This is a genomic window from Streptomyces sp. NPDC004284, assembly GCF_042874035.1.
Lineage (GTDB): Bacteria > Actinomycetota > Actinomycetes > Streptomycetales > Streptomycetaceae > Streptomyces.
The window spans coordinates 34,138-60,386 of the sequence record NZ_JBIAMJ010000006.1 but is presented as its reverse complement, the minus strand read 5'-3'; the positions used below and the strand labels follow the sequence as shown (position 1 = coordinate 60,386).

General features: G+C 74.7%; 23 protein-coding genes. 13 read left to right on the top strand and 10 right to left on the bottom strand.

Annotated features, from left to right (window positions below; translation table 11 throughout):
* Nucleotides 1-72 precede the first annotated feature (72 nt).
* Both ACFYUS_RS17250 and ACFYUS_RS17245 read left to right on the top strand, forming a co-directional pair.
* Nucleotides 73-1,134: a hypothetical protein gene (locus ACFYUS_RS17250; protein WP_388852990.1), complete on the top strand. Its 1,062-nt coding sequence runs from the start codon at nucleotides 73-75 to the stop codon at nucleotides 1,132-1,134.
* A 10-nt stretch (nucleotides 1,135-1,144) separates the two neighbouring features.
* Entirely contained in the window at nucleotides 1,145-2,236 is a 1,092-nt protein-coding gene (locus ACFYUS_RS17245; RefSeq protein WP_388851937.1) for a phosphotransferase family protein, read from the top strand.
* Nucleotides 2,237-2,247: 11 nt separating this feature from the next.
* Here the strand turns inward: ACFYUS_RS17245 and ACFYUS_RS17240 are convergent, their stop codons facing one another.
* Nucleotides 2,248-2,616: a hypothetical protein gene (locus ACFYUS_RS17240; protein ID WP_388851934.1), complete on the bottom strand. Its 369-nt coding sequence runs from the start codon at nucleotides 2,614-2,616 to the stop codon at nucleotides 2,248-2,250.
* A gap of 225 nt (nucleotides 2,617-2,841) precedes the next feature.
* Between ACFYUS_RS17240 and ACFYUS_RS17235 the strand changes: the two genes are divergently transcribed.
* The 4 genes from ACFYUS_RS17235 (at nucleotide 2,842) to fxsA (ending at nucleotide 6,897) form a co-directional block, all read left to right on the top strand.
* Complete coding sequence (locus ACFYUS_RS17235; protein ID WP_030691308.1) at nucleotides 2,842-3,282, top strand: Lrp/AsnC family transcriptional regulator; 441 nt, start codon at nucleotides 2,842-2,844, stop codon at nucleotides 3,280-3,282.
* Nucleotides 3,283-3,349: 67 nt separating this feature from the next.
* A complete protein-coding gene (locus ACFYUS_RS17230; protein WP_388851930.1) occupies nucleotides 3,350-4,987 on the top strand; it encodes an amidohydrolase in 1,638 nt (545 codons plus the stop codon).
* A 469-nt stretch (nucleotides 4,988-5,456) separates the two neighbouring features.
* Entirely contained in the window at nucleotides 5,457-6,233 is a 777-nt protein-coding gene (locus ACFYUS_RS17225; protein WP_388851927.1) for a polyprenol monophosphomannose synthase, read from the top strand.
* A 70-nt stretch (nucleotides 6,234-6,303) separates the two neighbouring features.
* Entirely contained in the window at nucleotides 6,304-6,897 is a 594-nt protein-coding gene (fxsA, locus tag ACFYUS_RS17220) for an FxsA family membrane protein (protein WP_388851924.1), read from the top strand.
* A 112-nt stretch (nucleotides 6,898-7,009) separates the two neighbouring features.
* Here the strand turns inward: fxsA and ACFYUS_RS17215 are convergent, their stop codons facing one another.
* The 4 genes from ACFYUS_RS17215 to ACFYUS_RS17200 form a co-directional block, all read right to left on the bottom strand.
* Nucleotides 7,010-7,384: an RNA polymerase-binding protein RbpA gene (locus ACFYUS_RS17215; RefSeq protein ID WP_015032218.1), complete on the bottom strand. Its 375-nt coding sequence runs from the start codon at nucleotides 7,382-7,384 to the stop codon at nucleotides 7,010-7,012.
* Between the two features lie 255 nt (nucleotides 7,385-7,639).
* On the bottom strand, nucleotides 7,640-9,010 hold the full coding sequence (locus ACFYUS_RS17210; protein ID WP_388851921.1) for an MFS transporter: 1,371 nt from the start codon (nucleotides 9,008-9,010) through the stop codon (nucleotides 7,640-7,642).
* 41 nt (nucleotides 9,011-9,051) lie between these two features.
* On the bottom strand, nucleotides 9,052-9,816 hold the full coding sequence (locus ACFYUS_RS17205; protein WP_388851918.1) for a glycerophosphodiester phosphodiesterase family protein: 765 nt from the start codon (nucleotides 9,814-9,816) through the stop codon (nucleotides 9,052-9,054).
* Nucleotides 9,813-10,580: a YitT family protein gene (locus ACFYUS_RS17200; protein ID WP_388851914.1), complete on the bottom strand. Its 768-nt coding sequence runs from the start codon at nucleotides 10,578-10,580 to the stop codon at nucleotides 9,813-9,815. The genes ACFYUS_RS17205 and ACFYUS_RS17200 overlap by 4 nt, the downstream gene beginning before the upstream one ends.
* A gap of 103 nt (nucleotides 10,581-10,683) precedes the next feature.
* Between ACFYUS_RS17200 and ACFYUS_RS17195 the strand changes: the two genes are divergently transcribed.
* On the top strand, nucleotides 10,684-12,186 hold the full coding sequence (locus ACFYUS_RS17195; RefSeq protein WP_388851911.1) for a PLP-dependent aminotransferase family protein: 1,503 nt from the start codon (nucleotides 10,684-10,686) through the stop codon (nucleotides 12,184-12,186).
* Nucleotides 12,187-12,247: 61 nt separating this feature from the next.
* On the opposite strand, the gene ACFYUS_RS17190 is transcribed toward ACFYUS_RS17195, so the two are convergent.
* Nucleotides 12,248-13,978: a hypothetical protein gene (locus tag ACFYUS_RS17190; RefSeq protein WP_388851908.1), complete on the bottom strand. Its 1,731-nt coding sequence runs from the start codon at nucleotides 13,976-13,978 to the stop codon at nucleotides 12,248-12,250.
* A 37-nt stretch (nucleotides 13,979-14,015) separates the two neighbouring features.
* Nucleotides 14,016-14,210, bottom strand: coding sequence for a hypothetical protein (locus tag ACFYUS_RS17185; RefSeq protein ID WP_015032212.1), 195 nt, complete (start codon nucleotides 14,208-14,210; stop codon nucleotides 14,016-14,018).
* A gap of 308 nt (nucleotides 14,211-14,518) precedes the next feature.
* Between ACFYUS_RS17185 and ACFYUS_RS17180 the strand changes: the two genes are divergently transcribed.
* From ACFYUS_RS17180 to ACFYUS_RS17155, 6 genes are all read left to right on the top strand, one after another.
* Complete coding sequence (locus tag ACFYUS_RS17180) at nucleotides 14,519-14,911, top strand: ankyrin repeat domain-containing protein (RefSeq protein WP_388851906.1); 393 nt, start codon at nucleotides 14,519-14,521, stop codon at nucleotides 14,909-14,911.
* Between the two features lie 259 nt (nucleotides 14,912-15,170).
* Entirely contained in the window at nucleotides 15,171-16,586 is a 1,416-nt protein-coding gene (locus tag ACFYUS_RS17175; protein ID WP_388851903.1) for a HEAT repeat domain-containing protein, read from the top strand.
* A 275-nt stretch (nucleotides 16,587-16,861) separates the two neighbouring features.
* Nucleotides 16,862-17,983 (top strand): glycosyltransferase family 4 protein, encoded by a 1,122-nt coding sequence (locus ACFYUS_RS17170; protein WP_388851900.1) that lies wholly within the window; start codon nucleotides 16,862-16,864, stop codon nucleotides 17,981-17,983.
* The gene (locus tag ACFYUS_RS17165; RefSeq protein ID WP_388851897.1) at nucleotides 17,980-19,164 is read left to right on the top strand and encodes a glycosyltransferase; all 1,185 of its coding nucleotides are present in this window, start codon (nucleotides 17,980-17,982) and stop codon (nucleotides 19,162-19,164) included. Before ACFYUS_RS17170 ends, ACFYUS_RS17165 begins: the two co-directional genes overlap by 4 nt.
* Before the next feature lie 401 nt (nucleotides 19,165-19,565).
* Nucleotides 19,566-20,384 (top strand): SGNH/GDSL hydrolase family protein, encoded by an 819-nt coding sequence (locus ACFYUS_RS17160; RefSeq protein ID WP_388852987.1) that lies wholly within the window; start codon nucleotides 19,566-19,568, stop codon nucleotides 20,382-20,384.
* Nucleotides 20,381-23,974, top strand: a complete 3,594-nt coding sequence (locus ACFYUS_RS17155; RefSeq protein ID WP_388851894.1) for a hydantoinase B/oxoprolinase family protein — start codon at nucleotides 20,381-20,383, stop codon at nucleotides 23,972-23,974. The genes ACFYUS_RS17160 and ACFYUS_RS17155 overlap by 4 nt, the downstream gene beginning before the upstream one ends.
* 28 nt (nucleotides 23,975-24,002) lie before the next feature.
* Here ACFYUS_RS17155 and ACFYUS_RS17150 read toward each other — a convergent pair whose 3' ends face one another.
* From ACFYUS_RS17150 to ACFYUS_RS17140, 3 genes are read right to left on the bottom strand one after another with little or no spacing between them, the layout of a single operon-like run.
* The gene (locus tag ACFYUS_RS17150) at nucleotides 24,003-24,866 is read right to left on the bottom strand and encodes a biotin-dependent carboxyltransferase family protein (RefSeq protein WP_388851891.1); all 864 of its coding nucleotides are present in this window, start codon (nucleotides 24,864-24,866) and stop codon (nucleotides 24,003-24,005) included.
* Entirely contained in the window at nucleotides 24,863-25,483 is a 621-nt protein-coding gene (locus tag ACFYUS_RS17145) for an allophanate hydrolase subunit 1 (RefSeq protein WP_388851888.1), read from the bottom strand. The genes ACFYUS_RS17150 and ACFYUS_RS17145 overlap by 4 nt, the downstream gene beginning before the upstream one ends.
* Complete coding sequence (locus ACFYUS_RS17140) at nucleotides 25,480-26,244, bottom strand: LamB/YcsF family protein (protein WP_086831912.1); 765 nt, start codon at nucleotides 26,242-26,244, stop codon at nucleotides 25,480-25,482. The genes ACFYUS_RS17145 and ACFYUS_RS17140 overlap by 4 nt, the downstream gene beginning before the upstream one ends.
* Nucleotides 26,245-26,249 lie beyond the last annotated feature (5 nt).

The following is a 26,249-nucleotide window of genomic DNA, read 5'->3' as shown; positions in this document are numbered from 1 at the left end:
AGGAGGTCAGCCGTGGACGACGACCGGCCCGTCGCGCTCGACGAATACCCCGTGCACCAGGCACCGCTCTCGATGAAGCACCACGTCAGCGGCGACCGGAACGCCTACGACCGCTGCATCTTCCACGTCTTCGACCACACCGGCCGCGCCCTGCTCATCGCCGGTCTCGGCGTCTACCCCAACACCGGGGTCGTCGACGCCTACGCCACCCTGCGCACCGGCGACCGCCTGCACGCCGTCCGCGCCTCCGACGCCCTCGGCGACGACCGGATGAACCTCTCCGTCGGCCCGCTGACCATCACCGTCGACGAACCGCTCCGCCGCCTCTCCCTGCACTGCGCGGCCGACCCCGACGACCCCGACGGGCTCTCCTTCGATCTCGACTGGACCGGCGACTTCCCCGCCGTCTGGGAACCCCACCACACCCAGCGCCACGGCGGCCGGCTCACCCTCGAAGGCCGCCGCTTCGTCCAGGCCGGACACTGCGAGGGCACCATCAGGGCGGGCGGCGAGGAGTTCGCCGTCACGGCGGGGGAGTGGACCGGCACCCGCGACCGCAGCTGGGGAGTCCGCCCCCTCCCCGGCGAGGAACCCGGCCGCGCCGCCGAGTTCCGCCCCGAGGGCTTCCACTGGCTCTGGATCCCGATGCGCTTCGAGGACCGCTTCCTCATGGTCATCGCCCAGGAGGACGCCGACGGCTACCGCACCCTCAACGAGGCCCTGCTCGTACGGAACGGCCGCCGCGACGCCCAACTCGGCTGGCCCCGCACCGAGATCACCTACCGCCCGGGCACCCGCCACCCCGAGCGGGCCACCGTCCACCTCACCGACCCGGCCGGGAAACCCCTGGAGATCGGCGTCGAGATCCTCGCCTCCTCCCCGCTCGCCGTCGGCGCCGGATACCCGCCCGCCACCGACTGGCAGCACGGCACCTGGCAGGGCCGCGGCTGGACCGACCGCCGCGTCTACGACCTCGCCGACCCGGCCGCCCACCCCATGGCCGCCTACGGCGTCACCGACCACGCCGCCCGCTTCACCCTCGAAGGCCGCACCGGCTACGGCATCTTCGAGCACGGCTCCTTCGGCCGCCACGACCCCAGCGGCTTCGCCGACCACACCTCGACAGCCAACTGAGGAGCGCCCCTTGGCCACCGCGCCCCGCCCCCGCACCACCACCCGCGACCCCGAGGAGCTCGGCCGGCGGCTCACCGCCTGGCTGGACCGGCACCTGCCCGGGGCCCGGGTCGCCGACCTCGCCGTCCCCGGCTCCAACGGCATGTCCAGCGAGACCCTGCTCTTCGACCTCGACCACCCGGACGCCCCCGTGCGCGGCTGCGCCCTGCGGCTCGCCGCCGACCCCGCCGCGTACACCGTCTTCCCCGTCTACGACATGGCACGCCAGCACCGCGTGATGCGCCTCGTCGGCGAGCACACCGACGTCCCCGTGCCGCGCGTGCTCTGGCTGGAAGAAGACCCCGAACCGCTCGGCGCCCCCTTCTTCGTGATGGCCCGCGCCGAGGGCCGCGTCCCGCCGGACGTCATGCCCTACACGTACGAGGGGAACTGGCTGCACGCCGCCACCGACGCCGAACGCGCCCACCTGGAGGCCGAATCCGTCTCCGTGCTCGCGCGGCTGCACGACCAGTTCCCCGCGAAGGAGGCCGAGTTCCTGCTGCCCGAAGGCACCGGGAGCCCGCTGCGCCGCCACGTCGACGCCCAACGCGCCTACTACGCCTGGGTGGTGGAGGGCATCGCGCCCTCGCCGCTCATCGAGTCGGCCTTCGACTGGCTGGAGGAGCACTGGCCGGCCGACGAGGGCCCCGCCGTCCTCGGCTGGGGCGACGCGCGCATCGGGAACATCGTCTACGACGGATTCACGCCCGCCGCCGTCCTCGACTGGGAGATGGCGGCGTACGTCCCCCGCGAGGTCGACCTCGGCTGGACCGTCTACCTGCACCGCTTCTTCCAGGACCTGACCGTCGGCTTCGGCCAGCCGGGGCTCCCGGACTTCCTGCGGCGCGACGCGATCGAGCGGCGGTACGCCGGACTGACCGGGCACACCCCGCGCGACATGGAGTTCCACACGCTCTACGCGGCGCTGCGGCACGCGATCGTGATGCTCAGGATCGCGTACCGCCAGGCCCACTTCGGCGAGGTCGAGGTGCCCGGCGACCCGGACGGCCTGATCCTGCACCACGCCACGCTCGCGGCGATGGTGCGGGGAAGCTACTGGTAGCCGGACGGGCCCTAGGCCGCGCGCCGCATCTGCGGCACCCGGATCGGACGCGAGCCCGGACCGCCCACGTGCGAGAAGGGCTGCGTGCGCCAGTCGAGCCCCTGGGGGAGCGTCAGGAGCAGTGCGGTGTCCTGCTCCTGGACCCCCAGGAGGTCGTCGGTGGGGCGGGCCTCGGAGGCCGCGAGACCCGTGCCCGGGCAGACCGTCAGGACGAAGGGGTTCCACGGCGACGGGCAGAGCGCGTGCTCCGGCAGCGCGTCCTCGTCCGCGAGCAGCGCGATCGGCCGCGCGCACTCCGGGCAGACCACCCGGAACATCTCAAAGGTGTCGTACGCGTCGAGCTCGTCGGACGTGTCGACCGAATCAACAGGCTCCTGCATTGGGAATCTCCCCCTTGGCTGGGTCGGCCGGATCTGTGCGGCCTCGACCACAGCAAGCACTTCCCATGCGGAACTCCGCATAACCGTGAGGCGCTCACCCAGGCCGGACGCAAACCTGTGGCGTTCGTCACATGCCCGTCGCAGGTGCCCCGTGACAGCCCAAAGCGCCCCATACGCGTCACCCCCGGCCGTGCCCCGGCCCGCCGGGAGCAATAGGGTCACCGCATGGAGGAGCTGGATCGTCAGATCGTGGAGTTGCTGGTCAAGGACGGGCGCATGAGCTACACCGACCTGGGCAAGGCCACCGGCCTGTCCACGTCGGCCGTGCATCAGCGCGTCCGCCGCCTGGAGCAGCGCGGTGTCATCCGCGGCTATGCCGCCGTCGTCGACCCGGAGGCCGTCGGCCTGCCGCTCACCGCGTTCATCTCGGTCAAACCCTTCGACCCCAGCGCCCCCGACGACACCCCCGACCGGCTCGCCGACATCCCCGAGATCGAGGCCTGCCACAGCGTCGCGGGTGACGAGAACTACATCCTCAAGGTCCGCGTCGCCACCCCGCTGGAGCTGGAGCACCTGCTCACCCGCATCCGCTCCCAGGCCGGCGTCTCCAGTCGCACGACCGTCGTCCTGTCCACGCCGTACGAGGCCAGGCCGCCCCGCATCTGAGGCGCCGGGGCCGCCGAGGGGGACCTGCCGGACAAACCGTGTCCCGGCAGGTCCTAGCCTGGTGTGCATGAGTGAGTCCATGCCCCCTGCGTCTCCCGGCGGCCACCGCACCGTGCTGCTGCGCGGTGGAGAAGTCCACAGCCCCGCCGATCCCTTCGCCACCGCCATGGTGGTGGAGCGCGGTCACGTCGCCTGGGTGGGCTCGGAAGGCGCGGCCGACGCCTTCGCCTCCGGCGTGGACGAGGTGGTCGACCTGGAGGGCGCCCTCGTCACCCCGGCGTTCGTCGACGCGCACGTGCACACCACCGCCACCGGGTTCGCCCTCACCGGGCTCGACCTGTCCGCCGCCGCCTCGCTCGCCGAGGCCGCCGGGCTGATCCGGGCCCACGCCGCCGCCCGCCCCGAGGACCGCATCCTCATCGGCCACGGCTGGGACGCCTCCCGCTGGCCCGAGCGCCGCCCGCTCACCCGCGCCGAGCTCGACGAACTCACCGGCGGCCGCCCGCTCTACCTGACCCGGATCGACGTCCACTCGGCCGTCGTCACCACCGCCCTCCTCGACCTCGTGCCCGGCGTGCGCGAGCTGGACGGCTTCCACGACGGGCAGCGGCCGCTCACCGGCGACGCCCACCACGCCGTCCGCGCGGCCGCCTTCGCCGCCGTGTCGCCGCAGCAGCGCACCGAGGCGCAGCGCGCCGCCCGGCTCAAGGCCGCGTCCCTCGGCATCGGCACCCTGCACGAGTGCGGCGGCCCGCAGATCTCCTCCGAGGAGGACTTCACCGGCCTCCTGGACCTCGCGCGCGAGGAGGCCGGCCCCCGGGTCGTCGGCTACTGGGCCGACCTCGACGTCGAGCGGGCGCGGGCCCTGGGGGCCCTCGGCGCGGCCGGCGACCTGTTCGCCGACGGCTCCCTCGGCTCCCACACGGCCTGCCTCCACGAGCCGTACGCCGACCACGCCGGGCACACCGGCTCGGCCCACCTGGACGCGGCCGCCATCGCCCTGCACGTCGTCGCCTGCACCGAGGCGGGCCTCCAGGCCGGCTTCCACGCCATCGGGGACGCGGCCGTGACCGCCGTCGTCGAGGGCGTCCGGGCCGCCGCAGAGAAGCTCGGCCTGGCCCGGATCCGGGCCGCCCGCCACCGCGTCGAGCACGTCGAGATGCTCACCCCCGAGACGATCGCCGCCTTCGCCGAGCTGGGGCTCACCGCCTCCGTGCAGCCCGCCTTCGACGCCCTCTGGGGCGGCGAGGAGGGCATGTACGCCGACCGCCTCGGCGCCGAGCGGGCCCGCACCCTCAATCCGTACGCGGCCCTCCTGCGCGCCGGTGTGCCGCTGGCCTTCGGCTCCGACAGCCCGGTCACCCCGCTCGACCCCTGGGGCACCGTGCGCGCCGCAGCCTTCCACCGGACCCCCGAGCACCGGATCTCCGCCCGCGCCGCCTTCACCGCCCACACCCGGGGCGGCTGGCGGGCCGTGGGCCGGGACGACGCGGGGACGCTGGTCCCCGGCGCCCCCGCCGACTACGCGGTCTGGCGCACCGAGGAGCTCGTCGTGCAGGCGCCCGACGACCGGGTCGCCCGCTGGTCCACCGACCCCCGCTCCGGGACGCCCGGTCTGCCCGATCTGTCGCCCGGCGTCGATCTCCCCGTCTGCCTGCGCACGGTGGTGTACGGACAGACGGTGTTCGTACGGCCGAACGAGTGATATAGGGACATTTCGCCCCCGGGATCGCCCTCCCGCACGCTTGTCCCCGACCTGCGGATCTTGCCCTCCGGCCTGGCCTTTTGGGGAGTCTCCGCAGGTCAAGCGGGTATTGACAGCCGCCCGCCGAGGGCGGGTAGGTTCACCGCGTCCACCACAGGACGTCCGACCGGACCGCACCCCCGTGCCGTAGCCGAACGCCGCCCGCGCCTCGGCCGCGAGGGAGGGTTTCCCCGGCGGAAGGTGCGACCCGGGTGGGGCCCGGACGTTCAGTAGACAACGGCTCTCGGTCGACCCGCAGCCAGCGGATCCCCAGGTCGGACCGAAGGACGCCCGGCCCCGCACCGCACCCCGCTCGTCCCGGTGGTCCCTTCTGTCCGGTCTGTCACCCGGACCACTCGACCCGCCACGCCGGAGCACGCCGGGGACCTCGCTATGGTGGGGGCCTGCGTATGTATCCGAAGGGGCAGTAGTGAACGACGGTGGCCAGAGGCGTTACGGCCCGCTCGGCAAGGCCTTGGTGATCATTCCGACCTACAACGAGGCGGACAACATCAAGCCGATCGTCGCGCGGGTGCGGGAGGCCGTACCCGAGGCGCACGTTCTCGTCGCCGACGACAACAGCCCTGACGGCACGGGCAAGTTCGCGGACGAGATCGCGTCCGAGGACGACCATGTGCACGTCCTGCACCGCAAGGGCAAGGAGGGGCTCGGCGCCGCCTACCTCGCCGGCTTCCGGTGGGGCATCGAGCAGGGCTACGGCGTCCTGGTCGAGATGGACGCCGACGGCTCCCACCAGCCCGAGGAGCTCCCGCGGCTGCTCACCGCCCTCAAGGGCGCGGACCTGGTCCTCGGTTCCCGCTGGGTGCCGGGCGGCCGGATCGTGAACTGGCCGAAGTCCCGCGAGTTCATCTCCCGGGGCGGCAGCCTCTACTCGCGGGTGATGCTCGACGTGCCGATCCGCGACGTCACCGGCGGCTACCGGGCCTTCCGCAAGGAGACCCTGGAGGGCCTGGGCCTGGAGGACGTGGCCTCGGCGGGCTACTGCTTCCAGGTCGACCTGGCCCGCCGCGCGATCGCCGCCGGCTTCCACGTCGTCGAGGTCCCGATCACCTTCGTGGAGCGCGAGATCGGCGACTCGAAGATGAGCCGCAACATCGTCGTCGAGGCGCTGTGGCGGGTCACCGGCTGGGGTCTGACGGCGCGTGCGGAGAAGGTCGGCAAGCTGCTCGGCCGCAAGTCCTCCTGACGCCCGTACGCCTTCCGCGCTGATCTTTCCTTTACGACGTTCCGGCGGGGCGCCAGGCACACTGGGGACCATGACGACCGGCGCACCGCCTCCCCCCGCCCCCAAGCGCTCACGCGCGCGTACGTTCCTTCCGCTCGGCGTCGCCGCCTGGCTGGTCCTGGAGATCTGGCTGCTCACGGTGGTGGCGAACGCGGCGGGCGGGCTGACCGTCCTCGTCCTGCTCGTCGGCGGTGCCGTGCTCGGCGCCACCGTCGTCAAGCGGGCGGGCCGTCGTGCCTTCCGCAACCTCACCTCGACCTTCCAGCAGGCCCAGGCGGCCGCGCAGACGGGCGTGGCGCCCTCGCCCGCCGACCGGACCGGCGCGGACGACCGCAACGGCTTCCTGATGCTGGGCGGCCTGCTCCTGATGATCCCCGGCCTGCTCTCGGACGCGGCCGGTCTGCTCCTGCTGATCCCGCAGGTCCGCTCGTTCCTCGGGCGGTACGCGGAGAAGGCCGTCGAGCGCCGGATGAGCGCCGCGCCCCCCGGCAGCCTCCAGGACGCCTTCCAGCAGGCCCGCATCCACCGGCCGGACGGAAAGGTGGTGCAGGGTGAGGTCATCCGCGAGGACGCGCCCCAGGGGCCTCGCGGGCCCGAGGAGCCCCGTCCGCCGCTGATGCCCTGATCTTTCCGCGCTCCTGCCCCCGCGCGTCCGTGCGGGGGCGCGCGAACGCCGCGGGGCCCGGTACACGAATCGTGTACCGGGCCCCGCGGCGTTGTGCTCCTGCGGCGATCCGCTAGGCGGACTTGCGGCTGTCGCGCGGATGCACGGCGATGTTCATGGCGCCGGAACGCAGGACGGCCAGCCTCTCGGCCAGGACCTCCTCCAGTTCCTCGCGGGTGCGTCGCTCCATGAGCATGTCCCAGTGCGTACGCGCAGGCTTGCCCTTCTTCTCCTCAGGTCCGTCCCCGTCCACCAGGAGTGCCTGGATTCCGCAGACCTTGCATTCCCACTCCGGCGGAATCTCCGCCTCGACCGAGAAGGGCATCTCAAAACGATGTCCCTTCTCGCATGCGTACTCCACCGCCTGGCGCGGGGCCAGATCGATGCCGCGGTCGGTCTCGTAGCTCGTCACCACGAGGCGCGTGCCGCGAAGAGCTCGCTCACTCATGAATCGTGCCTCCCGGGCTTGTCGCCCACAGGACAGGTGTCGCTGTCGTCGTTATCCGGTCAACGTCCGGTCGGCGGTAAAGATTCCCGTGCCGGGTCATGCGTCGCCCGTCGTGCCGCCCCTTGTTGTACCCACCAGTGCCCGTTTTGTCACATCTGACGGCAGATGTGACACGGTGTCTTCACCAAAGCAGCACGCAGTAACGGTCCGCCTGGCAGGCCAAACGCGTACACTACCGCCCTTTCACCGCCGCGTCTAAATACGGTCGGGTATCGGATTCCCCGCGGCCTCCACCGCACGCCGGACGGGGACCCGGGCGAGCAGTGCGAAACCGACGGCGAAGAAGATCACCAGGGAGATGATGGCATCCCGGTAGCTTCCGGTCAGCTGATACGCGAGACCGAACACGAGCGGACCCATCCAGCTCAGCCCCCGGTCGCTCATCTCGTACGCCGAGAAGTACTCCGCCTCCTTGCCGCGCGGCACCAGATGCGAGAACAGCGAGCGCGACAGGGCCTGGCTGCCGCCCAGGACGAGACCGATCGCGGCCGCCAGGCAGTAGAAGAACACCGGCGAGCCCGCGGGCAGGAAGTAGCCCACCGCGAGGATCAGCGCCCAGACCGCCAGCGAGCCCAGAATCGTCCGCTGGGCGCCGTGCGTCCGGGCGAGTCGCCCCATCCACAGGGCCCCCGCCACCGCGAGGACCTGGACGAGCAGGACCGCCGTGATGAGCGTCGTCTGGTCGAGCCCCAGCTCCTCCGAGCCGTACAGGGAGGCCTGTGAGATCACCGTCTGTATGCCGTCGTTGTAGACGAGGTAGGCGAGGAGGAAGGAGAGCGTCAGCGGGTGCCGGCGCATGTCCTTCAGCGTCGCGATCAGCTGGCGCCAGCCACTGCCGACCGCGCCCTCACCGGCCCGCTCGTCCCCCTCGGGGCGGGCCTGCCGGTCGCGCAGCCGCGCCAGCGGCACGAGCGTGAAGGCGCCCCACCACACGCCCGCCGAGGCCAGGCAGATGCGGACCGCCTCGCCCTCCGTGAGACCGAAGGAGTCGTGCCCCGAGTACAGGACCAGGTTCAGGACGAGGACCAGCGCGCCGGACGTGTAGCCGAAGGCCCAGCCGCGCGAGGAGACCGCGTCCCGCTCGTCGGGCTCCGCGATCTGCGGCAGATAGGCGTTGTAGAGCACCATCGAGACCGACAGCGAGGCGTTCGCCACGATCAGCAGGAAGGTGCCGAGCAGGTAGCGGTCGCCCGCGAGGAAGAACATCCCCGTCGTGGCCGCCGCCCCCAGGTACGCCGCCGCCGCGAGCAGCGGCTTCTTCCGGCCCGTACGGTCCGCCGCCGCGCCCACCAGGGGCATCGCCAGGACCGCGACCACGATCGACGCGGACACGGCGTACGCGAAGAGCGAGCCCGCCCGCACCGGGATCCCCAGCGGGTGCACGAAGCCCTCGGCGTCGGCCGCCGCCCGCGCCACCGACGTCAGGTAGGGCCCCAGGAACACGGTGAGCACGCTCGTCGAGTAGACCGAGCACGCGAAGTCGTAGAAGTACCAGCCCCGCTGCTCGCGCCGCCGCTCGGCGGTGCCGGCGGCGTAATCCTCCGGCTCGGTGGTGTCAGCGGTCACGGCCGCGCCCCCTTCGTTCGTCCCCGTGACCGGGACGCGGCTCAGATCCACGTGCCCCGGTCGGTGAGCACGCCGCGCAGCGTCTCCAGGTGATCGGTCATGATGCCATCGACCCCCAGGTCGAGGAGAGAGTTCATCCGGGCCGGATCGTTCACCGTCCACACATGGACCTGGAGCCCGCGCGCGTGCGCCTCCCGCACGAACCGGCGGTCCACGATCGGGACCCCGGCCTGGCGCTCGGGGACCTGCGCGGCCACGGCTCCGGCCCGCAGCGCCGCCGGGATCCCCCAGGAGCGCAGCCGCAGGCCGACCACCCCGCGCACCCCGTACGAGGTGGCGAGCCGCGGACCGGCCAGGCGCTGCGCCCGCGCCACCCGGGACTCGGTGAAGGAGCCCACGCAGACCCGGTCCCAGGCGCCGGTCCTGCGGATCAGGTCCACCAGCGGGGCGAGGGCCGCCTCGGCCTTGAGGTCCACGTTCCAGCGGGCCTCGGGGAACTCCTCCAGGAGCTCCTCGAAGAGCGGCAGCGGCTCCGTGCCCGCGACCCGGGCCTCCCGCACCGCCGCCCACGGCAGGTCGCCGATCCGGCCCGAGGCGTCCGTCACCCGGTCGAGGGTCGCGTCGTGGAACGCGACGAGCACCCCGTCGGACGTCGTGTGCACATCGGTCTCGAAATAGCGGTAGCCCGCGGCGGAGGCCCGGCGGAAGGCGGCCGCGGTGTTCTCCAGGCCGTTCGCCGTGCCGCCGCGATGGGCGAACGCGAGGGGGGAGGGATGGTCGAGATAGGGGTGGCGTACGCGAGTCACGGCCGCAGTATGACGCCTTCCGGTGTCCCGCCGGCGACCGCGGTGCCACCGGGGTCCGACCCGGGGGTGAGCGTGGCGCTGCCGGTGGCCGGCCCCTGGGCGACCACGGTGCTGCCCGAGTCCGGCTCCTGGGCGGCCGCGGCGCCGTCGGAGTCCGGCTCCGGGACGGTGAACCGGCGCAGGAAGAACTGGGCGAGCGGTCCGATCGCCAGGGCGTAGAGGACCGTTCCGACGCCGACCGAGCCGCCGAGCAGGAAGCCGGTGGCGACCACCACCACCTCGATGGAGGTCCGCACCAGCCGGATGGACCGGCCGGTCAGCCGGTGCAGACCGGTCATCAGACCGTCGCGCGGACCGGGCCCGAACCGCGCCGCGATGTACAGGCCGGTCGCGACCCCGTTGAGGACGATGCCGAGCAGGAGCAGCGGGACCTGCCGGAGCAGGCCGTCGACGTCCGGGACCAGGGCCAGGGTGCCGTCCATCGCCAGACCGATCGCGAACACGTTGGAGACCGTGCCGAGTCCGGGCCGCTGCCGGATCGGGATCCACAGGAGCAGCACCACCGCGCCGACGACGATCGACACCACGCCGATGGTCAGCCCGGTCTTCTCGGCGAGACCCTGGTGGAGGACGCCCCAGGGCTCCAGGCCGAGCCCGCTGCGCACGAGCAGCGCCGAGCTGACCCCGTACAGCGCCAGTCCGGCGTACAGCTGGACGAGCCGACGGGTGAGGTGCCGGCCGCGCAGGCCGGAGGCGATGGACAAGGAACTGCCCCCCAAGGTGGTGGTAGTGGACTGACCCATGACACTCTGTGGCGGGGGATCGGATGTCAACCATGGCCAATTCGAGGAAGGTGGACTGATTTCCATGGCTCAGTGGACTTCGGCGGTGGGACCGGCTCAGCTCGCCCGGCAACTCCAGGCGCAGCAGCCCCGGCCCGCCGGACCCGGCGCCCGCAAGCCGCCCGCCTACCGCGCCCTGGCCGACGGCATCCGGCTGCTCGTCCTGGAGGGCCGCGTCCCGGTCGCCGCCCGCCTGCCCGCCGAGCGGGAACTCGCCCTCGCGCTCACCGTCAGCCGGACCACGGTCGCCGCGGCCTACGAGGCGCTGCGCACCGAGGGCTTCCTGGAGTCCCGTCGCGGCGCCGGCAGCTGGACCGCCGTGCCCGCCGGGAACCCGCTGCCCGCGCGCGGCCTCGAACCGCTGCCCCCCGAGGCCCTCGGCTCGATGATCGACCTCGGCTGCGCCGCCCTGCCCGCGCCCGAGCCCTGGCTCACCCGGAGCGTCCAGGGCGCCCTGGAGGAGCTGCCGCCCTACGCCCACACGCACGGGGACTACCCGGCCGGACTGCCCGCGCTGCGCCAGATGCTCGCCGACCGGTACACCGCGCGCGGGATCCCCACCATGCCCGAGCAGATCATGGTCACGACCGGCGCCATGGGCGCCATCGACGCCATCTGCCACCTCTTCGCGGGGCGCGGCGAGCGGATCGCCGTCGAGTCGCCCTCGTACGCCAACATCCTCCAGCTGATGCGCTCGGCCGGCGCCCGGCTCGTGCCCGTCGCCATGGCCGAGGGCCTCGGCAGCTGGGACCTGGGCCGCTGGCGGCAGGTGCTGCGGGACGCCGCGCCCCGCCTCGCGTACGTCGTCGCCGACTTCCACAACCCGACCGGCGCGCTCGCCGACGAGGACCAGCGGCGGCAGCTCGTCGAGGCGGCGCGCTCGGCCGGCACGGTGCTCGTCGTCGACGAGACCATGACCGAACTGCACCTGGACGAGGACCTGGAGATGCCCCGGCCGGTCTGCGCCTTCGACCCGGCGGGCGCCACCGTCGTCACCGTCGGCTCGGCCAGCAAGGCCTTCTGGGCGGGCATGCGGATCGGCTGGGTCCGGGCCGCGCCCGACGTCATCCGTTCCCTGGTCGCCGCGCGCGCGTACGCCGACCTCGGCACCCCCGTCCTGGAGCAGCTCGGCGTGAACTGGCTCATGCGGACGGGCGGTTGGGAGGAGGCCGTGGCCCTCCGCCGCGAGCAGGCCAGGGAGAACCGGGACGCGCTCGTCGCCGCCGTCCGCCGGGAGCTCCCGGAATGGGAGTTCGCGGTCCCGCGCGGCGGTCTGACCCTCTGGGTCCGGACCGGCGGCCTCTCCGGCTCCCGGCTCGCCGAGGCGGGGGAGCGGGTCGGCGTCCGCGTCCCCTCCGGGCCCCGCTTCGGCGTCGACGGCGCCTTCGAGGGCTTCGTCCGGCTGCCCTTCACGGTCGGCGGCCCGGTCGCGGACGAGGCGGCCGTCCGGCTCGCCGCCGCGGCCCGTCTGGTCGAGTCCGGCGCGGGCGGCGGAGGCTCGGAACCGCCCAGGTCGTTCGTGGCGTAGCCGTCACGCGGACGTACGGAGGGTCCCCACGCGCGCGTGGGGACCCTCCGTACGTACGTGCTCAGCCCTCCGCGGGGACGGGCGTGTGGAACGGGGCCGGGCCGGGGCCCGCCTCGGTGCGGGGCGCCGGGGCCGGGTCCGGCGCCGAGCCGGGGACCGCCTCGACCGCGGCGGCCGAGAGCGTGACCGTGTCCGAGGCGGAGGCGGCGGCCGAGAACGTGACGGTGTCCGAGGCCGCGACCGCCGCCGGGGTCTTGACCAGGACCGGAGTCGCCGGGGCCGAGGTCGCGCGGCGCTCCGGGAGGAGCTCCAGGACCGCCTGGCGGTGCGCCTCGCTCGTCGCGTCGTCGTACGGGTCGGGCGTCGCCGGCACCTGGAGCCGCAGGACCGGGCCGGTGCCCAGGCGCGCGTACCCCCGGCCCGCCGGGACCTCGGGCGTCGGAGTGGTGTGCGGCCGGGCGCCCAGGGCGGAGGCGATCTGCTCCGGAGAGGCGGGGCCGAGGACGATCCGGGCCCGGGTGTGGGTCCGTACCGCCTCGCTCAGGGTGTCCACGCTGTCGAACTGCTCGGCGACCACCACCGTGACCTGCGCCGCGCGCCCGTGCCGCAGCGGCACCTGGAGCAGCTCCTGCGGGTCGGGGCGGCCGTCGGCGGCGGCCAGGTCGCCGAGGACGCCCGGCCGGTCGAGCAGGATCCACAGCGGACGGCGGGTGTCCTCCGGCGCGGGAAGGCCGGCCTGCCGGGCGCGGTTCGCGGCGATCAGCCGCCGCTCCGTCTCGTGGGCCGCCCACTCCAGGGTGGCGAGGGCGCCGGAGAGCCCGCACTCGACCGCGAGGACCCCGTCGCGGCCGGTCAGGCACGCGTACTCGCCGGTGCCGCCGCCGTCGACGATCAGCACGTCGCCGTGGGGGAGGGCCTGGAGGGCGATCGAGCGCAGCAGCGAGGTGGTGCCGCTGCCGGGCTGGCCGACGGCGAGCAGGTGCGGCTCGGTGGAGCGGGGGCCGGTGCGCCAGACGACGGCCGGGGCGTCCTCCGTGCCGTCCGCCGAGACGACGGGCACGGTCCGCTGCACGGCGTCGGCGTCGGTGAAGCCGAGGACGGTCTCGCCCGGGACCGTGACGAAGCGCTGGGCGGCGATGGTGGTGGGCAGGGCGGGCAGCACGCTCATGACGAGCCGGTTGCCCTCCTCGTCCCAGTCGAAGAGGTACTCGCGGCCGCGCCCCGACTTGGCGTGCAGCAGCTGCTCGATGCGCGCGCGTGCGGCGGGCTCGCCGTCGGTGAAGTAGGGGGGATAGGCGATCCTCAGCCGGGTGAGCCGGCCGTCCTCGTCGAAGGCGTACTCCGCGAAGGCGCCGCTCCAGTCGCCGCCGTGGGCGAAGAGCGGGGAGGGGTCGTCGGGGACGGAGAAGTACGGCACGAGGGCCTCGTACAGGCCTTTGAGCCGGGCGATCTCCGCCTCGTCGGGCCCGGTCTTCACGACCGGTCGTTCACGGCCCTTCCACGCGGCCGCGCCCATCAGGGCGACGAGCGCGAGGAGCGGCCCGTACGGCATGAGGGCGACGACCAGGACGCAGGCCGCGACCAGGAGCAGCGTGGGACCACGCCGCTCCTTGGGGGTCGCGGCCCACTTGGCGCGCGCGGTCGCGGCCAGCTTCCGCAGACCACGGGAGACCGTGATCAGCGGATGGAGCACGTCGGTGGCGCTGTCGGCGGCCGAGCGCGCGATCTCTCGACTACGAGCGATCTGCGCGCTGCCGCTGCTCAGAATGCGGGGGAGTGGTCGCCGGGCCACGAAGTACTCCTGAATCGATGGAAGGGACTGGAGGGCGTCAGAACTTGATCCCGCCCAGGAGACCGGCGAGGCTCTGCCCACCCGCCGTGATGCTCGGGGCGATGGCGGTGCCCGCGAGGTAGAAGCCGAACAGCGCGCTGACGAGGGCGTGCGAGGCCTTCATCCCGTCCTTCTTGAAGAACAGGAAGCAGATGATGCCGAGCAGGACCACGCCTGAGATGGACAGGATCATTGGTTGTTCTCCTGGTTGAGGGGACAGTCACCATGAGTCCTTCCAGGTTCACAGCAAGTATCTATGTGACTAAAGGTGCATTAGAGTGAAAAATGGACGATTTCACTTGACCGGCGGACGGCGGGCGCCCCGTCGGGTGGCGAAATGTCCGGCGTGCGCTAGAAGCGGGCTCCCGGGCGAGATGACGTGATCTTTGCCTCGGCCGGGCGCCGCCATGTCCCCGGGCGGGCAGTACCCTGTCGATTCACTCGTACGGCCGCGCTTGCCGTGCACAGGCCGACACAGCAGGAGAGAGGCGGTCCCACCCGATGAGCGAGACTCCGGACCCCGAGGTCATCGAGCTGGCGTCCAAGGTCTTCGACCTCGCGCGCACGGGTGACGCCGACGCCCTCGCCGCCTACCTCGACGCGGGCGTCCCCGCGAACCTCACCAACGACAGGGGCGACACCCTCGTCATGCTGGCCGCCTACCACGGCCACGCCGCCGCGGTCACCGCCCTCCTGGAGCGCGGCGCCGAGGCCGACCGCGCCAACGACCGCGGCCAGACCCCGCTCGCCGGCGCCGTCTTCAAGGGTGAGGACGCCGTGATCCGCGCCCTCCTCGCCGCCGGGGCGAATCCGGAGGCCGGGACTCCGTCCGCCCTCGACACCGCCCGCATGTTCGGCAAGGCCGAACTCCTGGAGCTCTTCGGATCCAGGTGAACGGCGGCTGAACCCCAGGTGGGAGCCGCGTCGTAAATGTGGTCGCGGTGGCGAAATGGGTGGGTCATCATGACGTCGGGCCCGGCAAAACGGGCCACCGACGAGAGGCTGAGGAAGATGGTCACTGGCAGGCGAATGACGACGACGGGCGGCCCCGAATGTTGCCGCACGGCCTAGGCGTACGGGCGATGTACCGCCCGACCGGGTTGCCCCCGGTATCCCCCGGTCGTGTCGACAGCTTGATGTGAGGCGTCTTCCCATGTTCGATCCAGTCATAGCGCCGAGCGGCACCCTGCTCGGCCTGCTGCAGCGGGGCCGCGGCGACGGCACCCTGCACGCGCTCGCCGCGCCACGCGCCGAGGCCCTCGCGGCCCTCAACCACTGCGTTCTCGCCGACCCCCGCCACGACTGGCAGGTCGAGAACCGCTCCCTGTACTACGCCCGCCTCTACCTGGACCTCCACGGAGGCCTGGGCGAGATCGAGGCGCACCTCTTCGACGCCGAGGACCACCTCGACACCGAGGAGTCCCGGACCGGGCTCGCGCTCGCCGTCCTCGGCCACCTCGCGTCCTACGGACGCCAGGACGCCCTGCTGCTGCTCCGGCGGTACGCGGCGACCGGCGCCAACTGGGCCTGGGCCCTGGACGAGCTGGCCGTCCGCGACGACGACGCCGGACTCCGCGCGCTCGCCCCGCCCGTACTGGCCCGCTTCCCGGCCGACGCGGAGGGCGACGCCGAACTGGCGCGCACCGTCCGCGACGCCTTCGAGCCCCGCCCCTGGCGGCTGTGGGCCGAGGACCCCCGCGAGGCCGTCGGCGCCCGCGTCAGGGCCGCCCGGGAACAGGGCTCCTTCGACCGCTGGCAGCGCCAGATGCGCCCCTCCGGGCCCCGCCCCGAGTGGAGCGTCAAGGCCGTCCTCGACTGGGCGCAGGAGGGGTACGAGCGCGGAGCCGTGCTGTACGGTCCCGCCGCCCGCTGCCTGACCGCCGTGGCCGGACCCGAGGACCGGCCCGAGATCCTCGCCGCCGCCCGGTACGGCGCGCCGGGAGCCCGCGGCGCCGCCCTGCACCACCTCGCCGAGTCACGGGACCCCGCCGTCCTCGACCTCGTCGAGGCCGCGGCCGACGGCGACTCCCGCGAGATCGCCGACGCCGCCGTCGCCGCCTACCGGCGGATGTGCGGAGACGACGCCGTCGCGCGCGCCCGTGCGTGGGTCCGGCGCACCGACGCCCTCGGGACCGCCGCCGCCGAGGTCCTCGCCTGCCGCGGCACCGCCCAGGACGCCGGTCTCGTCCTCGGCGCCCTGCGCGGCACCGTGCGCTCCGCGGGCCCCGACGCCCCCGAGCTCACCTGCCTCGTCGACGGCGCCGGACGCCTCGGCATCGCCTGCGCGGCCCCCGTGCTGCGCCACGTCTACCGCGAGACGACCTCCTCCCGGCTGCGCGGCCGCGTGGCGTGCGCCCTCGCCACCACCGACCCCACCTTCGCGACCGGCTTCGCCGTCGAATGCCTCTGGGACTGCGAGGAGACCACCCGCGAGATCGCGGCCCAGCACGCCGAGACCGGTGACGTGCGCGTCGCCGAACGATTGCGCAGGCTCGCCGCAGACCCGGCCGAAGAGGTCGAGGTCCAGACGGCGGTACGCAACCGGATAGGGCCGGACCTCCAGGTCTGACCCCGGCTCCGGGGCAGCGACAGATCCGGCCCACCCCTCCCGGCCCGACCTCGCGCACCCGAGCCCCCGCACCCGGCCCCCGGGACGGCGCGGCCTGCGGCGGAGAACCCGCCGACCGTGGCCCCGTCCCGGGGGCCGGTGCGTTCCCCCGGCCCCCGAGGGGGCTCCCGGCTTCGGGGCGTTCTCCCGGCTCCGGGGGAAACGCTCACGGGACGTTCCCTCCCCGTCCAGATCCACGTCGGCGGGGGCACGCCGAGCGCGACGACAACACCCGTATGCGTGTCGTCATCGTCACCGAATCCTTCCCTCCCGACGTCAACGGTGTGGCGCACTGCGCCCTGCAGACCGCGCGCCACCTCGTCCGGCGGGGCCACACCCCGCTCGTCATCGCCCCCGCCGTCGCCGACCCGGCCGCGGACACCGACGCCCCCTGCCCCGTCGTCCGGGTGCCCTCCCTCCCGCTGCCCGGCTATCCGCAGGTACGGGTCGCCCTGCCCAGCCGCCGGGTCGCCGCCGCCATCGCCGCCCACCGCGCCGACCTCGTCCACCTCGCCGGACCGTTCGTCCTCGGCGTCCGGGGCATGACCGCGGCCGCCCGGCTCGGCATCCCCGCCGTCGCCGTCTACCAGACCGACCTCGCCGGCTACGCGCGCACGTACGTCGGGACCGGCGAGGGCGCCGCCTGGCGCCGCCTCCGCGCCGTGCACGGCGCCGCCGACCGCACCCTCGCCCCGTCCTCCGCCGCCGTGCGCGACCTGGAGGCCCACGGCATCGGCCGCGTCCGGCTCTGGGGGCGCGGAGTGGACACCGTCCGCTTCCGTCCCGCACTGCGCGACGCCGCCCTCCGCCGTGAGCTCGCCCCCGACGGGGAGCTCCTCGTCGGCTACGTCGGCCGCCTCGCCCCCGAGAAGCGGGTGGACCTGCTCGCCGGCGCCTGCGCGCTCCCCGGCGTCCGGGTCGTGGTCGTCGGGGACGGACCGAGCGGGCCCGCCCTGCGCGCGGCCCTGCCGGGCGCCCGCTTCCTGGGCCGCCGCACCGGCGCCGACCTCGCCCGGATCTTCGCCTCGCTCGACGTCTTCGCCCACACCGGCCCGTACGAGACCTTCTGCCAGACCGTCCAGGAGGCCATGGCGAGCGGGGTCCCCGTCGTCGCCCCGGCCGCCGGCGGCCCCCTGGACCTGGTCGACCACGGGCGCACCGGGCTCCTCGTACCCCCGGGCGACCCGGAGGCGCTGCGCGCGGCCGTCGCCGCGCTCGCCGCCGCGCCGGACACCCGCGCCGCCTACGGACTGGCCGGCCGGACCGCCGTCGGGGGACGCACCTGGGAGGCGCTCGGCGACGAACTGATCGGCCACTACCTGGAGGTGCTGCGCGAGCGGACGGCGGTGGCGGCGTGAACGGCGTCGGTACGGGGGGCGGCCCCGGGCTCAGGATCGTGCGGCTCGCGAACTTCGTGACCCCCACCTCGGGCGGCCTCCGCACCGCCCTCGAACAACTCGGCCGCGGCTACCTGGCCGCCGGCCACGAATCCGTCCTCGTCGTCCCCGGAGACGTCGCGAGCGACCACCGCACCGAGCAGGGCCGGGTCGTCACCCTCCCCGGCCCCGTGCTGCCCGGCACCGGCGGCTACCGGGTCCTCGCCGACCGCCGCCGGGTCCGCCGGCTCCTCGACGAGCTCGCCCCCGACCGGATCGAGGTCTCGGACCGCACCACCCTGCGGTGGACGGGGGAGTGGGCGCGACGCGCGCGCGTGCCGTCCGTCATGGTCTCCCACGAGACCGCGGACGGGGTGCTGCGCACCTGGGGCGTGCCGCCCGCGCTCGCGGCCCGCGCGGCGGACCGGCTCAACCGCCGCACGGCGTGGGCCTTCGCCCGGATCGTGTGCACGACGGAGTGGGCGGAGCGCGAGTTCGTACGGATCGGGGCGCGCAACGTCGTACGGGCCCCGCTCGGCGTGGACCTGGAGCACTGCCGGCCCGGCCGCCGCAGCACCGCGCTGCGGGCCCGGTACGCCGGCGGGGAGCGGGTGCTGCTCCTGCTGTGCTCGCGGCTCTCGGTCGAGAAACGGCCGGGCACGGCCCTGGACGCCCTGGAGGAGCTGCGGGCGGACGGGATCGCGGCGGCGCTCGTGGTCGCGGGAGACGGGCCCCTGAGGGGCTCCCTGGAGCGCCGGGCGCGCGAGCGGCGCCTCCCGGTGCGGTTCCTCGGGCACGTCGCCGACCGGGCGGCCCTGGCGGACCTCCAGGCGGCGGCCGACGTGTGCCTGGCGCCGGGGCCCGCGGAGACGTTCGGCCTCTCCGCCCTGGAGGCCCTCGCCTGCGGGACCCCCGTCGTGGTCAGCGCCTCCTCCGCCCTGCCCGAGGTCGTGGGCACGGCGGGTGCGGCCGCCGCCGACACCCCGGCCGCCTTCGCCGCCGGGGTACGGAGCCTCCTCGCGACCCCGGAGACCGCCCGCCGCCGGGCCGCACGCGCGCGTGCGGAGGCCTTCTCCTGGGACCGCGCCATCACCGCCTTCCTCCACGCCCACGACGCCCTCCCGGCGCCCCGGCCGCTCGTCCCCGAGGAGGCACGGCGATGACACCGCAGACGACGGGGGCGGCGACGGGGGCGTGGGCGGGGGTGGCGGAGCCGGTCCCGGCACCCCGGGACACACCGGCCCGCGCCCCCGGCCCGCCGTCGGACGAGGTGACGGAGGACGGGGGCGGGACGGTCCCGGCCCCGGTCCCGGAAGGCAGGGTTCCGGCCCTCCGCCCGGCCTCGGAGGGTGGAGGTGGGACGGTGCCGGTTCCGAAGGGCGGAGGTGGGACGGTCTCGCCCCCGGCCCCGCCCCTCGCGGCCGGGGGCCCCGCGGCCCCGCAGGCCGGGGCGGTCGCGCCCGGCACCCCGGTGGCCGAGGCGCCGGTGGCAGGGGCCCGTGTCCCCGCCGCTCGGGGCGGCGGCGGCGCTGCCGAGGGGGCCGGGGGGCCCGTTCGGTTCGTCGTGCTCGGGGACTCGTTCAGCGAGGGGGTGGGGGACCGGGTCGGGGGAGCTTGGCGGGGGTGGGCCGCGCTGCTCGCCGACGGGCTCGCGGCCGAGGGGCGGGGGAGCGGCTTCCTGAACCTCGCCACCAGCGGGGCGCTGAGCGCCGACGTCGCCGAGCGGCAGGCCCCGCGAGCCCTCGCGTTCCGGCCGCACCTGGCCTCCGTCGTCGTCGGGGTGAACGACACCCTGCGCCGCACCTTCGACATCGCGCTCCTCGCCCACCGCCTGGACCGGGTCTGCGCCGACCTCGACGCCCTCGGAGCCGTACTCCTGACGGCCTGTCTGCCCGATCCGGGGCGGATGCTCGGTCTGCCCCCGCCCCTGGCCCGCCCGCTCGCCCGCCGCCAGCGCTCCGTGAACGCGGTCGTGCACGCCCTTTCCGACCGGTACGGAGCCGTCCACCTGCACCTCGCCGACCCCGCCTGGACCGAGGCCCGCGCCCTGTGGAGCGCGGACCGGCTCCACCCGGGCGAGCGCGGCCACCGGGCCGTCGCCGCCGGCTTCCACCGGCTCCTCGCCGACCGGGGACTCGCCCACGGCGCACCGCCCTCGACGGAGCCCGTCGAACCGCCGCCGACCCGCGCCGAGGCCCTGCTCTGGCTCGCCACCGCCGGCACCGGCTGGGTCCTGCGCCGCAGCCGTGACCTGCTTCCGCAGCTCCTCCTGCTCGCCGGTGCCGAACTGCGCCACTGGGCCGACGGCACCGGCACCGCGTCCCTCGACGCGCGCGCGGACGACGCCCTCGCGGAGGCGCTGGCGGCCACAATGGGAGGATGACCGGGCGCTGGGAGTTCTGGATCGACCGGGGCGGCACCTTCACCGACGTCGTCGGGCGACGGCCCGACGGCCGGCTCGTCACCCGCAAGGTGCTCTCGCACGACCCCGCCCGCCGTCGGGACGCGGCCGTCGCCGGCATCCGCCTCCTCCTCGGCCTGGACCCCGACGAACCCGTCCCCGCCGACCGGATCGCCGTCGTCAAGATGGGCACCACCGTCGCCACCAACGCCCTCCTGGAGCGGCGCGGCGAACCGACCGTGCTCCTGGTCACCGAGGGCTTCCGCGACGCGCTCCGCATCGCCTACCAGAACCGGCCCCGGCTCTTCGACCGCCGCATCGTGCTGCCCGAAGCGGTGTACGCGCGCGTGATCGAGGTCCCCGAGCGGACCGACGCCCACGGCCGCGTCGTCCGCCCGCTGGACGAGGACGCCGTCGCCGAAGCGCTCGCCGCCGCGCACCGCGACGGCTTCCGCTCCGCCGCCGTCGTCCTCCTGCACGGCTACCGGCACCCCGGGCACGAGACCCGGGTCGCGGCGGCGGCCCGCGCCGCGGGCTTCACCCAGATCAGCTGCTCGCACGAGGTCAGTCCGCTGATCAAGCTGATCCCGCGCGGGGACACCACCGTCGTCGACGCCTACCTCTCGCCGATCCTGCGCCGGTACGTCGACGAGGTCGCCCACGAACTGGCCGGGATCCGCCTCATGTTCATGCAGTCCAACGGGGGACTGCGCGAGGCGGCCCACTTCCGCGGCAAGGACGCCGTCCTGTCGGGGCCGGCGGGCGGCGTCGTCGGCATGGTCCGCACCTCGGCACAGGCGGGCCGCGACCGGGTCATCGGCTTCGACATGGGCGGCACCTCCACCGATGTGTCGCACTACGCGGGCACCTTCGAGCGTGAACTCGGTACACAGGTAGCCGGGGTGAGGATGCGGGCGCCCATGATGAGCATCCACACCGTCGCGGCGGGCGGCGGCTCCGTCCTCCACTACGACGGGCGCCGCTACCGCGTCGGACCCGACTCGGCCGGCGCCGTCCCCGGGCCCGCCTGCTACCGCCGCGGCGGACCCCTGACCGTCACCGACGCCAACGTCATGCTCGGGCGCGTCCAGCCCGACCACTTCCCGGCCGTCTTCGGCGAGAGCGGAGACCTTCCCCTCGACGCCGAGGTCGTACGGGAACGGTTCACGGCCCTCGCGGAGGAGGTCGGCGGCGGCCGCACCCCCGAGGAGGTCGCCGCCGGCTTCCTGGAGATCGCCGTCCTCAACATGGCCAACGCCGTCAAGAAGATCTCCGTCGAGCGCGGCCACGACATCACCCGGTACGCCCTCACCAGCTTCGGCGGCGCCGGCGGCCAGCACGCCTGCGCCGTCGCCGACGCCCTGGGCATCGACACCGTCCTCGTCCCCCCGCTGGCCGGAGTCCTCTCGGCGTACGGGATCGGGCTCGCCGACGCCACCGCCATGCGGGAGCGGTCCGTCGAGGCCGAACTCGACGCCGCCGGCACCCATGAACGCGTGACGGCCCTCTGCGCCGAACTCGCCGAACGCACCCGCGAGGAACTGCGCGCCGACGGACTGCCGGACGAGGCGATCACCACCCACGCGCGCGTACTCCTGCGGTACGCGGGCACGGACGCGAGCCTGCCCGTCGACCTCGCACCAGGCGATCAGCTGAAAAGCGCGTTCACAGACGTCCATCGCGCGCGGTACGCCTTCACCCTGGACCGGCCGCTCGTCGTCGAGGCCGTCACCGTCGAGGCCGTCGGCACGGCGGGACCGCACGGCCCGGTCCTCGTCGACACCGGAGAGCGGACCGGCGCCCTCGCGCCCCTCGCCACCGTCCGGACGCACAGCGCCGGCACGCTCCACGACGCCCCGCTCCACCGCCGCGAGGACCTGCGGCCGGGCGACACCGTCGACGGGCCCGCGATCCTCGCCGAGGCCGACGCCACGACCGTCGTCGACACCGGCTGGCGGGCCACCGCGACCAACGGCGGCCACCTCGTGCTGCACCGCGTCGTCCCCCGCCCCGCGCGCGTGGCCGCCGGCACGGACGTGGACCCCGTCCTCCTGGAGGTCTTCAACAACCTCTTCATGTCCATCGCCGAGCAGATGGGCGTGCGCCTGGAGAACACCGCCCAGTCCGTCAACATCAAGGAACGCCTCGACTTCTCCTGCGCCCTCTTCGACGCCGAGGGCAACCTCATCGCCAACGCCCCCCACATCCCCGTCCACCTCGGCTCCATGGGGGAGTCCATCAAGGAGGTGCTCCGCCGGCGCGCGGACGACCTGCGCCCCGGCGACGTGTACGCGATCAACGACCCGTACCACGGCGGCACCCACCTCCCCGATGTCACCGTCGTCACCCCGGTGTTCGACGACACGGGCGACGAACTCCGCTTCCTGGTCGCCTCGCGCGGGCACCACGCCGAGATCGGCGGCATCACCCCCGGCTCCATGCCCGCCTTCAGCGAGACCGTCGACGAGGAGGGCGTCCTCTTCGACAACTGGCTGCTCGTGCGCGACGGCCGGCTGCGCGAGACCGAGACCCGCGCCCTGCTCACCGGCGCCCGCCACCCCTCCCGCGACCCGGACACCAACCTCGCCGACCTGCGCGCCCAGATCGCCGCCAACGAGAAGGGCATCGAGGAACTGCGCCGCACGGTCGAGGAGTTCGGACTCGACGTCGTCCAGGCCTACATGCGGCACGTCCGCGCCAACGCCGAGGAGTCCGTACGGCGCATCATCGCGCGCCTCGACGACGGCGAGTGCCGCTACGAGACCGACGGCGGCGCGGTGATCCAGGTCGCCGTCCGCGTCGACCGCGAACGGCGCTCCGCCGTCCTCGACTTCACCGGCACCTCGCCCCAGCTGCCCGGGAACGCCAACGCGCCCACGGCCGTCGTCATGGCCGCCGTCCTGTACGTCTTCCGCACGCTCGTCGACGAGGACATCCCGCTCAACAGCGGCTGCCTGGAGCCCCTGGAGATCCGCGTCCCGCCCGGCTCCATGCTCGCGCCCGCCCACCCGGCGGCCACCGTCGCCGGGAACGTCGAGACCTCCCAGGCCGTCACCGGCGCGCTCTACGCGGCCCTCGGCGTCCAGGCCGAGGGCTCCGGCACCATGAACAACGTCACCTTCGGCAACGCGCGCGTGCAGTACTACGAGACCGTCGCGAGCGGTTCCGGCGCCGGCGACGGCTTCGACGGCGCCGACGCCGTCCAGACCCACATGACCAACTCCCGGCTCACGGACCCCGAGATCCTGGAGTGGCGCCACCCGGTCCGCGTCGACTCCTTCGCGGTACGGGAGGACAGCGGCGGGCGCGGCCGGTGGCACGGCGGCCACGGCGTCGAGCGGCGGCTGCGCTTCCTGGAGCCGATGACGGTGGCCCTCCTCACCGGACACCGCAGGATCCCGCCGTACGGGATGGCCGGCGGGCAGCCGGGCGCCCTCGGCGAGAACCTCGTGGAACGCGCCGACGGCACCGTCGAGCACCTCGAAGGCGCCGCCACCACCGAGGTGGGCCCCGGCGACGTCCTCGTCCTGCGCACCCCCGGCGGCGGGGGCTACGGCCCGCCGCCCCTGTGAACCGTCAGCCCGCCGCCCCTGTGACCCGTCAGCGCACCGCCACGAACCGCACCGGCGTCCCCGGGACCGCCTGGGCCGCCGCGCCCAGGTCGGCCTCCCGGACCACCGCGACCACCGGGTAGCCCCCGGTCGTCGGATGGTCCGCGAGGAACACCACCGGGCGCCCGTCCGGCGGCACCTGCACCGCGCCCAGGACCATGCCCTCGCTCGCCAGCTCGCCCGGCACGGCCCGCTCCAGGGCCGGGCCCTCGAGCCGCAGCCCGATCCGGTTGCTCGCCGGGGACACCCGGTACGCGCGCGTGGTGAAGGAGCGGAGCGCCGCACCGGTGAACCAGTCGTCCCGGGGGCCCGGCCGGACCCGCAGGACGAGTTCGTCCGGCGGCCCCGGCCAGGGGGGAGCGTCGACCGACCCCCGTACGGCCGTGGCCGCTCCCAGCGGCAGCACCGTCTCCTCCGCCAGCGGAGCCGGGCCGAGGCCCGACAGCAGGTCGGTGGAGCGGCTGCCGAGCACCGGCGCGACGGCGATCCCGCCACCGAACGCCACGTACGAGCGCAGACCGCGGACGGCCGCGCCGACCTCCAGGACGGATCCGGCCCCGACCCGGACCGCCGTCCCCCAGGCGGCGGGACGGCCGTCCACCCGGACCGGGCAGGGCGCGCCGCCCACCGCCACGGTCACCGCGCACCGGGGCCGCAGCGCGCACCCGTCGACCGTGGTCTCCAGGACCGCCGCGTCCTCCGCGTTGCCGACGAGCCGGTTGACGAGGCGCCCGGCCGCCGGATCGAGGGCGCCCGAGCGGGGCACGCCCAGGTGCGCGTACCCCGTGCGCCCCAGGTCCTGCACGGTCGTCAGGGCCCCGGCCCGGACCACGGCGACGGCCCGGTCGCTCATCGTCCGCCCCCCGCCGTGAACCGGACGCGGGTGCCCGGCGTGAGCAGGGCGGCCGGCTCCCGGCCGGCGTCCCACAGGGCCACGTCCGTGGTGCCGATCAACTGCCAGCCGCCGGGGGAGGAGCGCGGGTAGACACCCGTGTACGGCCCCGCCAGGGCGACCGAGCCGGCCGGGACGGACGTGCGCGGGGTGGCCCGGCGCGGTACCCCGTACCGCTCGCCGAGCCCCGTCAGATAGCCGAAACCGGGCGCGAACCCGCAGAAGGCGACCCGGAACTCGGCCGCCGTGTGGATCCGTACCGCCGCCTCCACGGACACCCCCCACAGCGCGGCGACCTCCGCCAGGTCGGGCCCGTCGTAGCGGACCGGCACCTCGACGGCCTCGCCCACGCGCGCGGGGAGCGGCGCCGGCTCCCAGCCGGTCAGCTCCGCCGCGAGCCGCTCCGGATCGGCCACCCCGTCGAGGAGCACGGTCCGCGCCGCCGGCACGATCTCCCGTACGGCGGGCAGCGCACCGGCCGCACGCCGCCGCAGCAGCTCGGCGTGGAAGGCCTCGGTCGCCCCGCCGTCGTCCAGTTCCACCAGGAGGGCCCGGTCGCCCGCCCTCAGCACCCTCATGCGAAGGCCTCCACCCGCACGCCGGAGGCCTCCAGCTGTTCCCGGACGCGCCGGGCGAGGCCCACCGCGCCCGGGGTGTCCCCGTGCAGGCAGAGCGACCGGGCCCGGACGGCGACGGAGCTGCCGCAGTGCGCCGTGACGACCCCGAACCGGGCCATGGACACCGCCCGTTCGACGACCTCGTCCGGATCCGTGACGACGGCCCCCTCCTGCCCCCGTGGCAGCAGGGAGCCGTCCGCCCGGTAGGCCCGGTCGCCGAAGGCCTCGGCGACGACCGGGAGTCCGGCCGCCGCGGCGGCCTCGTGCAGCCGGGACCCGGGCAGCCCGAGGACCGGCAGCGTCCGGTCCGCGAGCAGCACGCCGTCGACGACCGCCGCCGCCTGCTCCGCGTCCCGGACCACCCGGTTGTAGAGCGCCCCGTGCGGCTTCACGTACGAGACCCGCGAGCCCGCGGCCCGGGCGAAGACCTCCAGGGCGCCGATCTGGTACGCCACCTCGGCGGCCAGCTCCGCCGCCGGGACGTCCATCGCGCGCCGCCCGAAGCCGGCCAGGTCGCGGTAGGACACCTGGGCCCCGATCCGCACCCCGCGCGCCGCCGCGAGCTCGCAGACCCGCCGCATGGTGGCCGCGTCCCCGGCGTGGAAGCCGCAGGCCACGTTGGCGCTGGTGACGACGGACAGCAACTGCTCGTCGTCGGTCAGCGTCCAGCGGCCGAAGCCCTCGCCGAGATCGGCGTTGAGATCGATCGGGACCCAGGTCATGTGGT

Excerpts from the sequence above, each read along its gene's own strand:
- ACFYUS_RS17180 (WP_388851906.1), top strand. The coding sequence starts at position 14,519 with ATGAGCGAGACTCCGGACCCCGAGGTCATCGAGCTGGCGTCCAAGGTC.
- ACFYUS_RS17230 (WP_388851930.1), top strand. The coding sequence starts at position 3,350 with ATGAGTGAGTCCATGCCCCCTGCGTCTCCCGGCGGCCACCGCACCGTG.
- ACFYUS_RS17150 (WP_388851891.1), bottom strand. The coding sequence starts at position 24,866 with ATGAGCGACCGGGCCGTCGCCGTGGTCCGGGCCGGGGCCCTGACGACC.
- ACFYUS_RS17215 (WP_015032218.1), bottom strand. The coding sequence starts at position 7,384 with ATGAGTGAGCGAGCTCTTCGCGGCACGCGCCTCGTGGTGACGAGCTAC.
- fxsA (WP_388851924.1), top strand. The coding sequence starts at position 6,304 with ATGACGACCGGCGCACCGCCTCCCCCCGCCCCCAAGCGCTCACGCGCG.
- ACFYUS_RS17185 (WP_015032212.1), bottom strand. The coding sequence starts at position 14,210 with ATGATCCTGTCCATCTCAGGCGTGGTCCTGCTCGGCATCATCTGCTTC.
- ACFYUS_RS17250 (WP_388852990.1), top strand. The coding sequence starts at position 73 with ATGAAGCACCACGTCAGCGGCGACCGGAACGCCTACGACCGCTGCATC.
- ACFYUS_RS17170 (WP_388851900.1), top strand. The coding sequence starts at position 16,862 with ATGCGTGTCGTCATCGTCACCGAATCCTTCCCTCCCGACGTCAACGGT.
- ACFYUS_RS17195 (WP_388851911.1), top strand. The coding sequence starts at position 10,684 with ATGGCTCAGTGGACTTCGGCGGTGGGACCGGCTCAGCTCGCCCGGCAA.
- ACFYUS_RS17145 (WP_388851888.1), bottom strand. The coding sequence starts at position 25,483 with ATGAGGGTGCTGAGGGCGGGCGACCGGGCCCTCCTGGTGGAACTGGAC.
- ACFYUS_RS17155 (WP_388851894.1), top strand. The coding sequence starts at position 20,381 with ATGACCGGGCGCTGGGAGTTCTGGATCGACCGGGGCGGCACCTTCACC.
- ACFYUS_RS17140 (WP_086831912.1), bottom strand. The coding sequence starts at position 26,244 with ATGACCTGGGTCCCGATCGATCTCAACGCCGATCTCGGCGAGGGCTTC.
- ACFYUS_RS17240 (WP_388851934.1), bottom strand. The coding sequence starts at position 2,616 with ATGCAGGAGCCTGTTGATTCGGTCGACACGTCCGACGAGCTCGACGCG.
- ACFYUS_RS17235 (WP_030691308.1), top strand. The coding sequence starts at position 2,842 with ATGGAGGAGCTGGATCGTCAGATCGTGGAGTTGCTGGTCAAGGACGGG.
- ACFYUS_RS17175 (WP_388851903.1), top strand. The coding sequence starts at position 15,171 with ATGTTCGATCCAGTCATAGCGCCGAGCGGCACCCTGCTCGGCCTGCTG.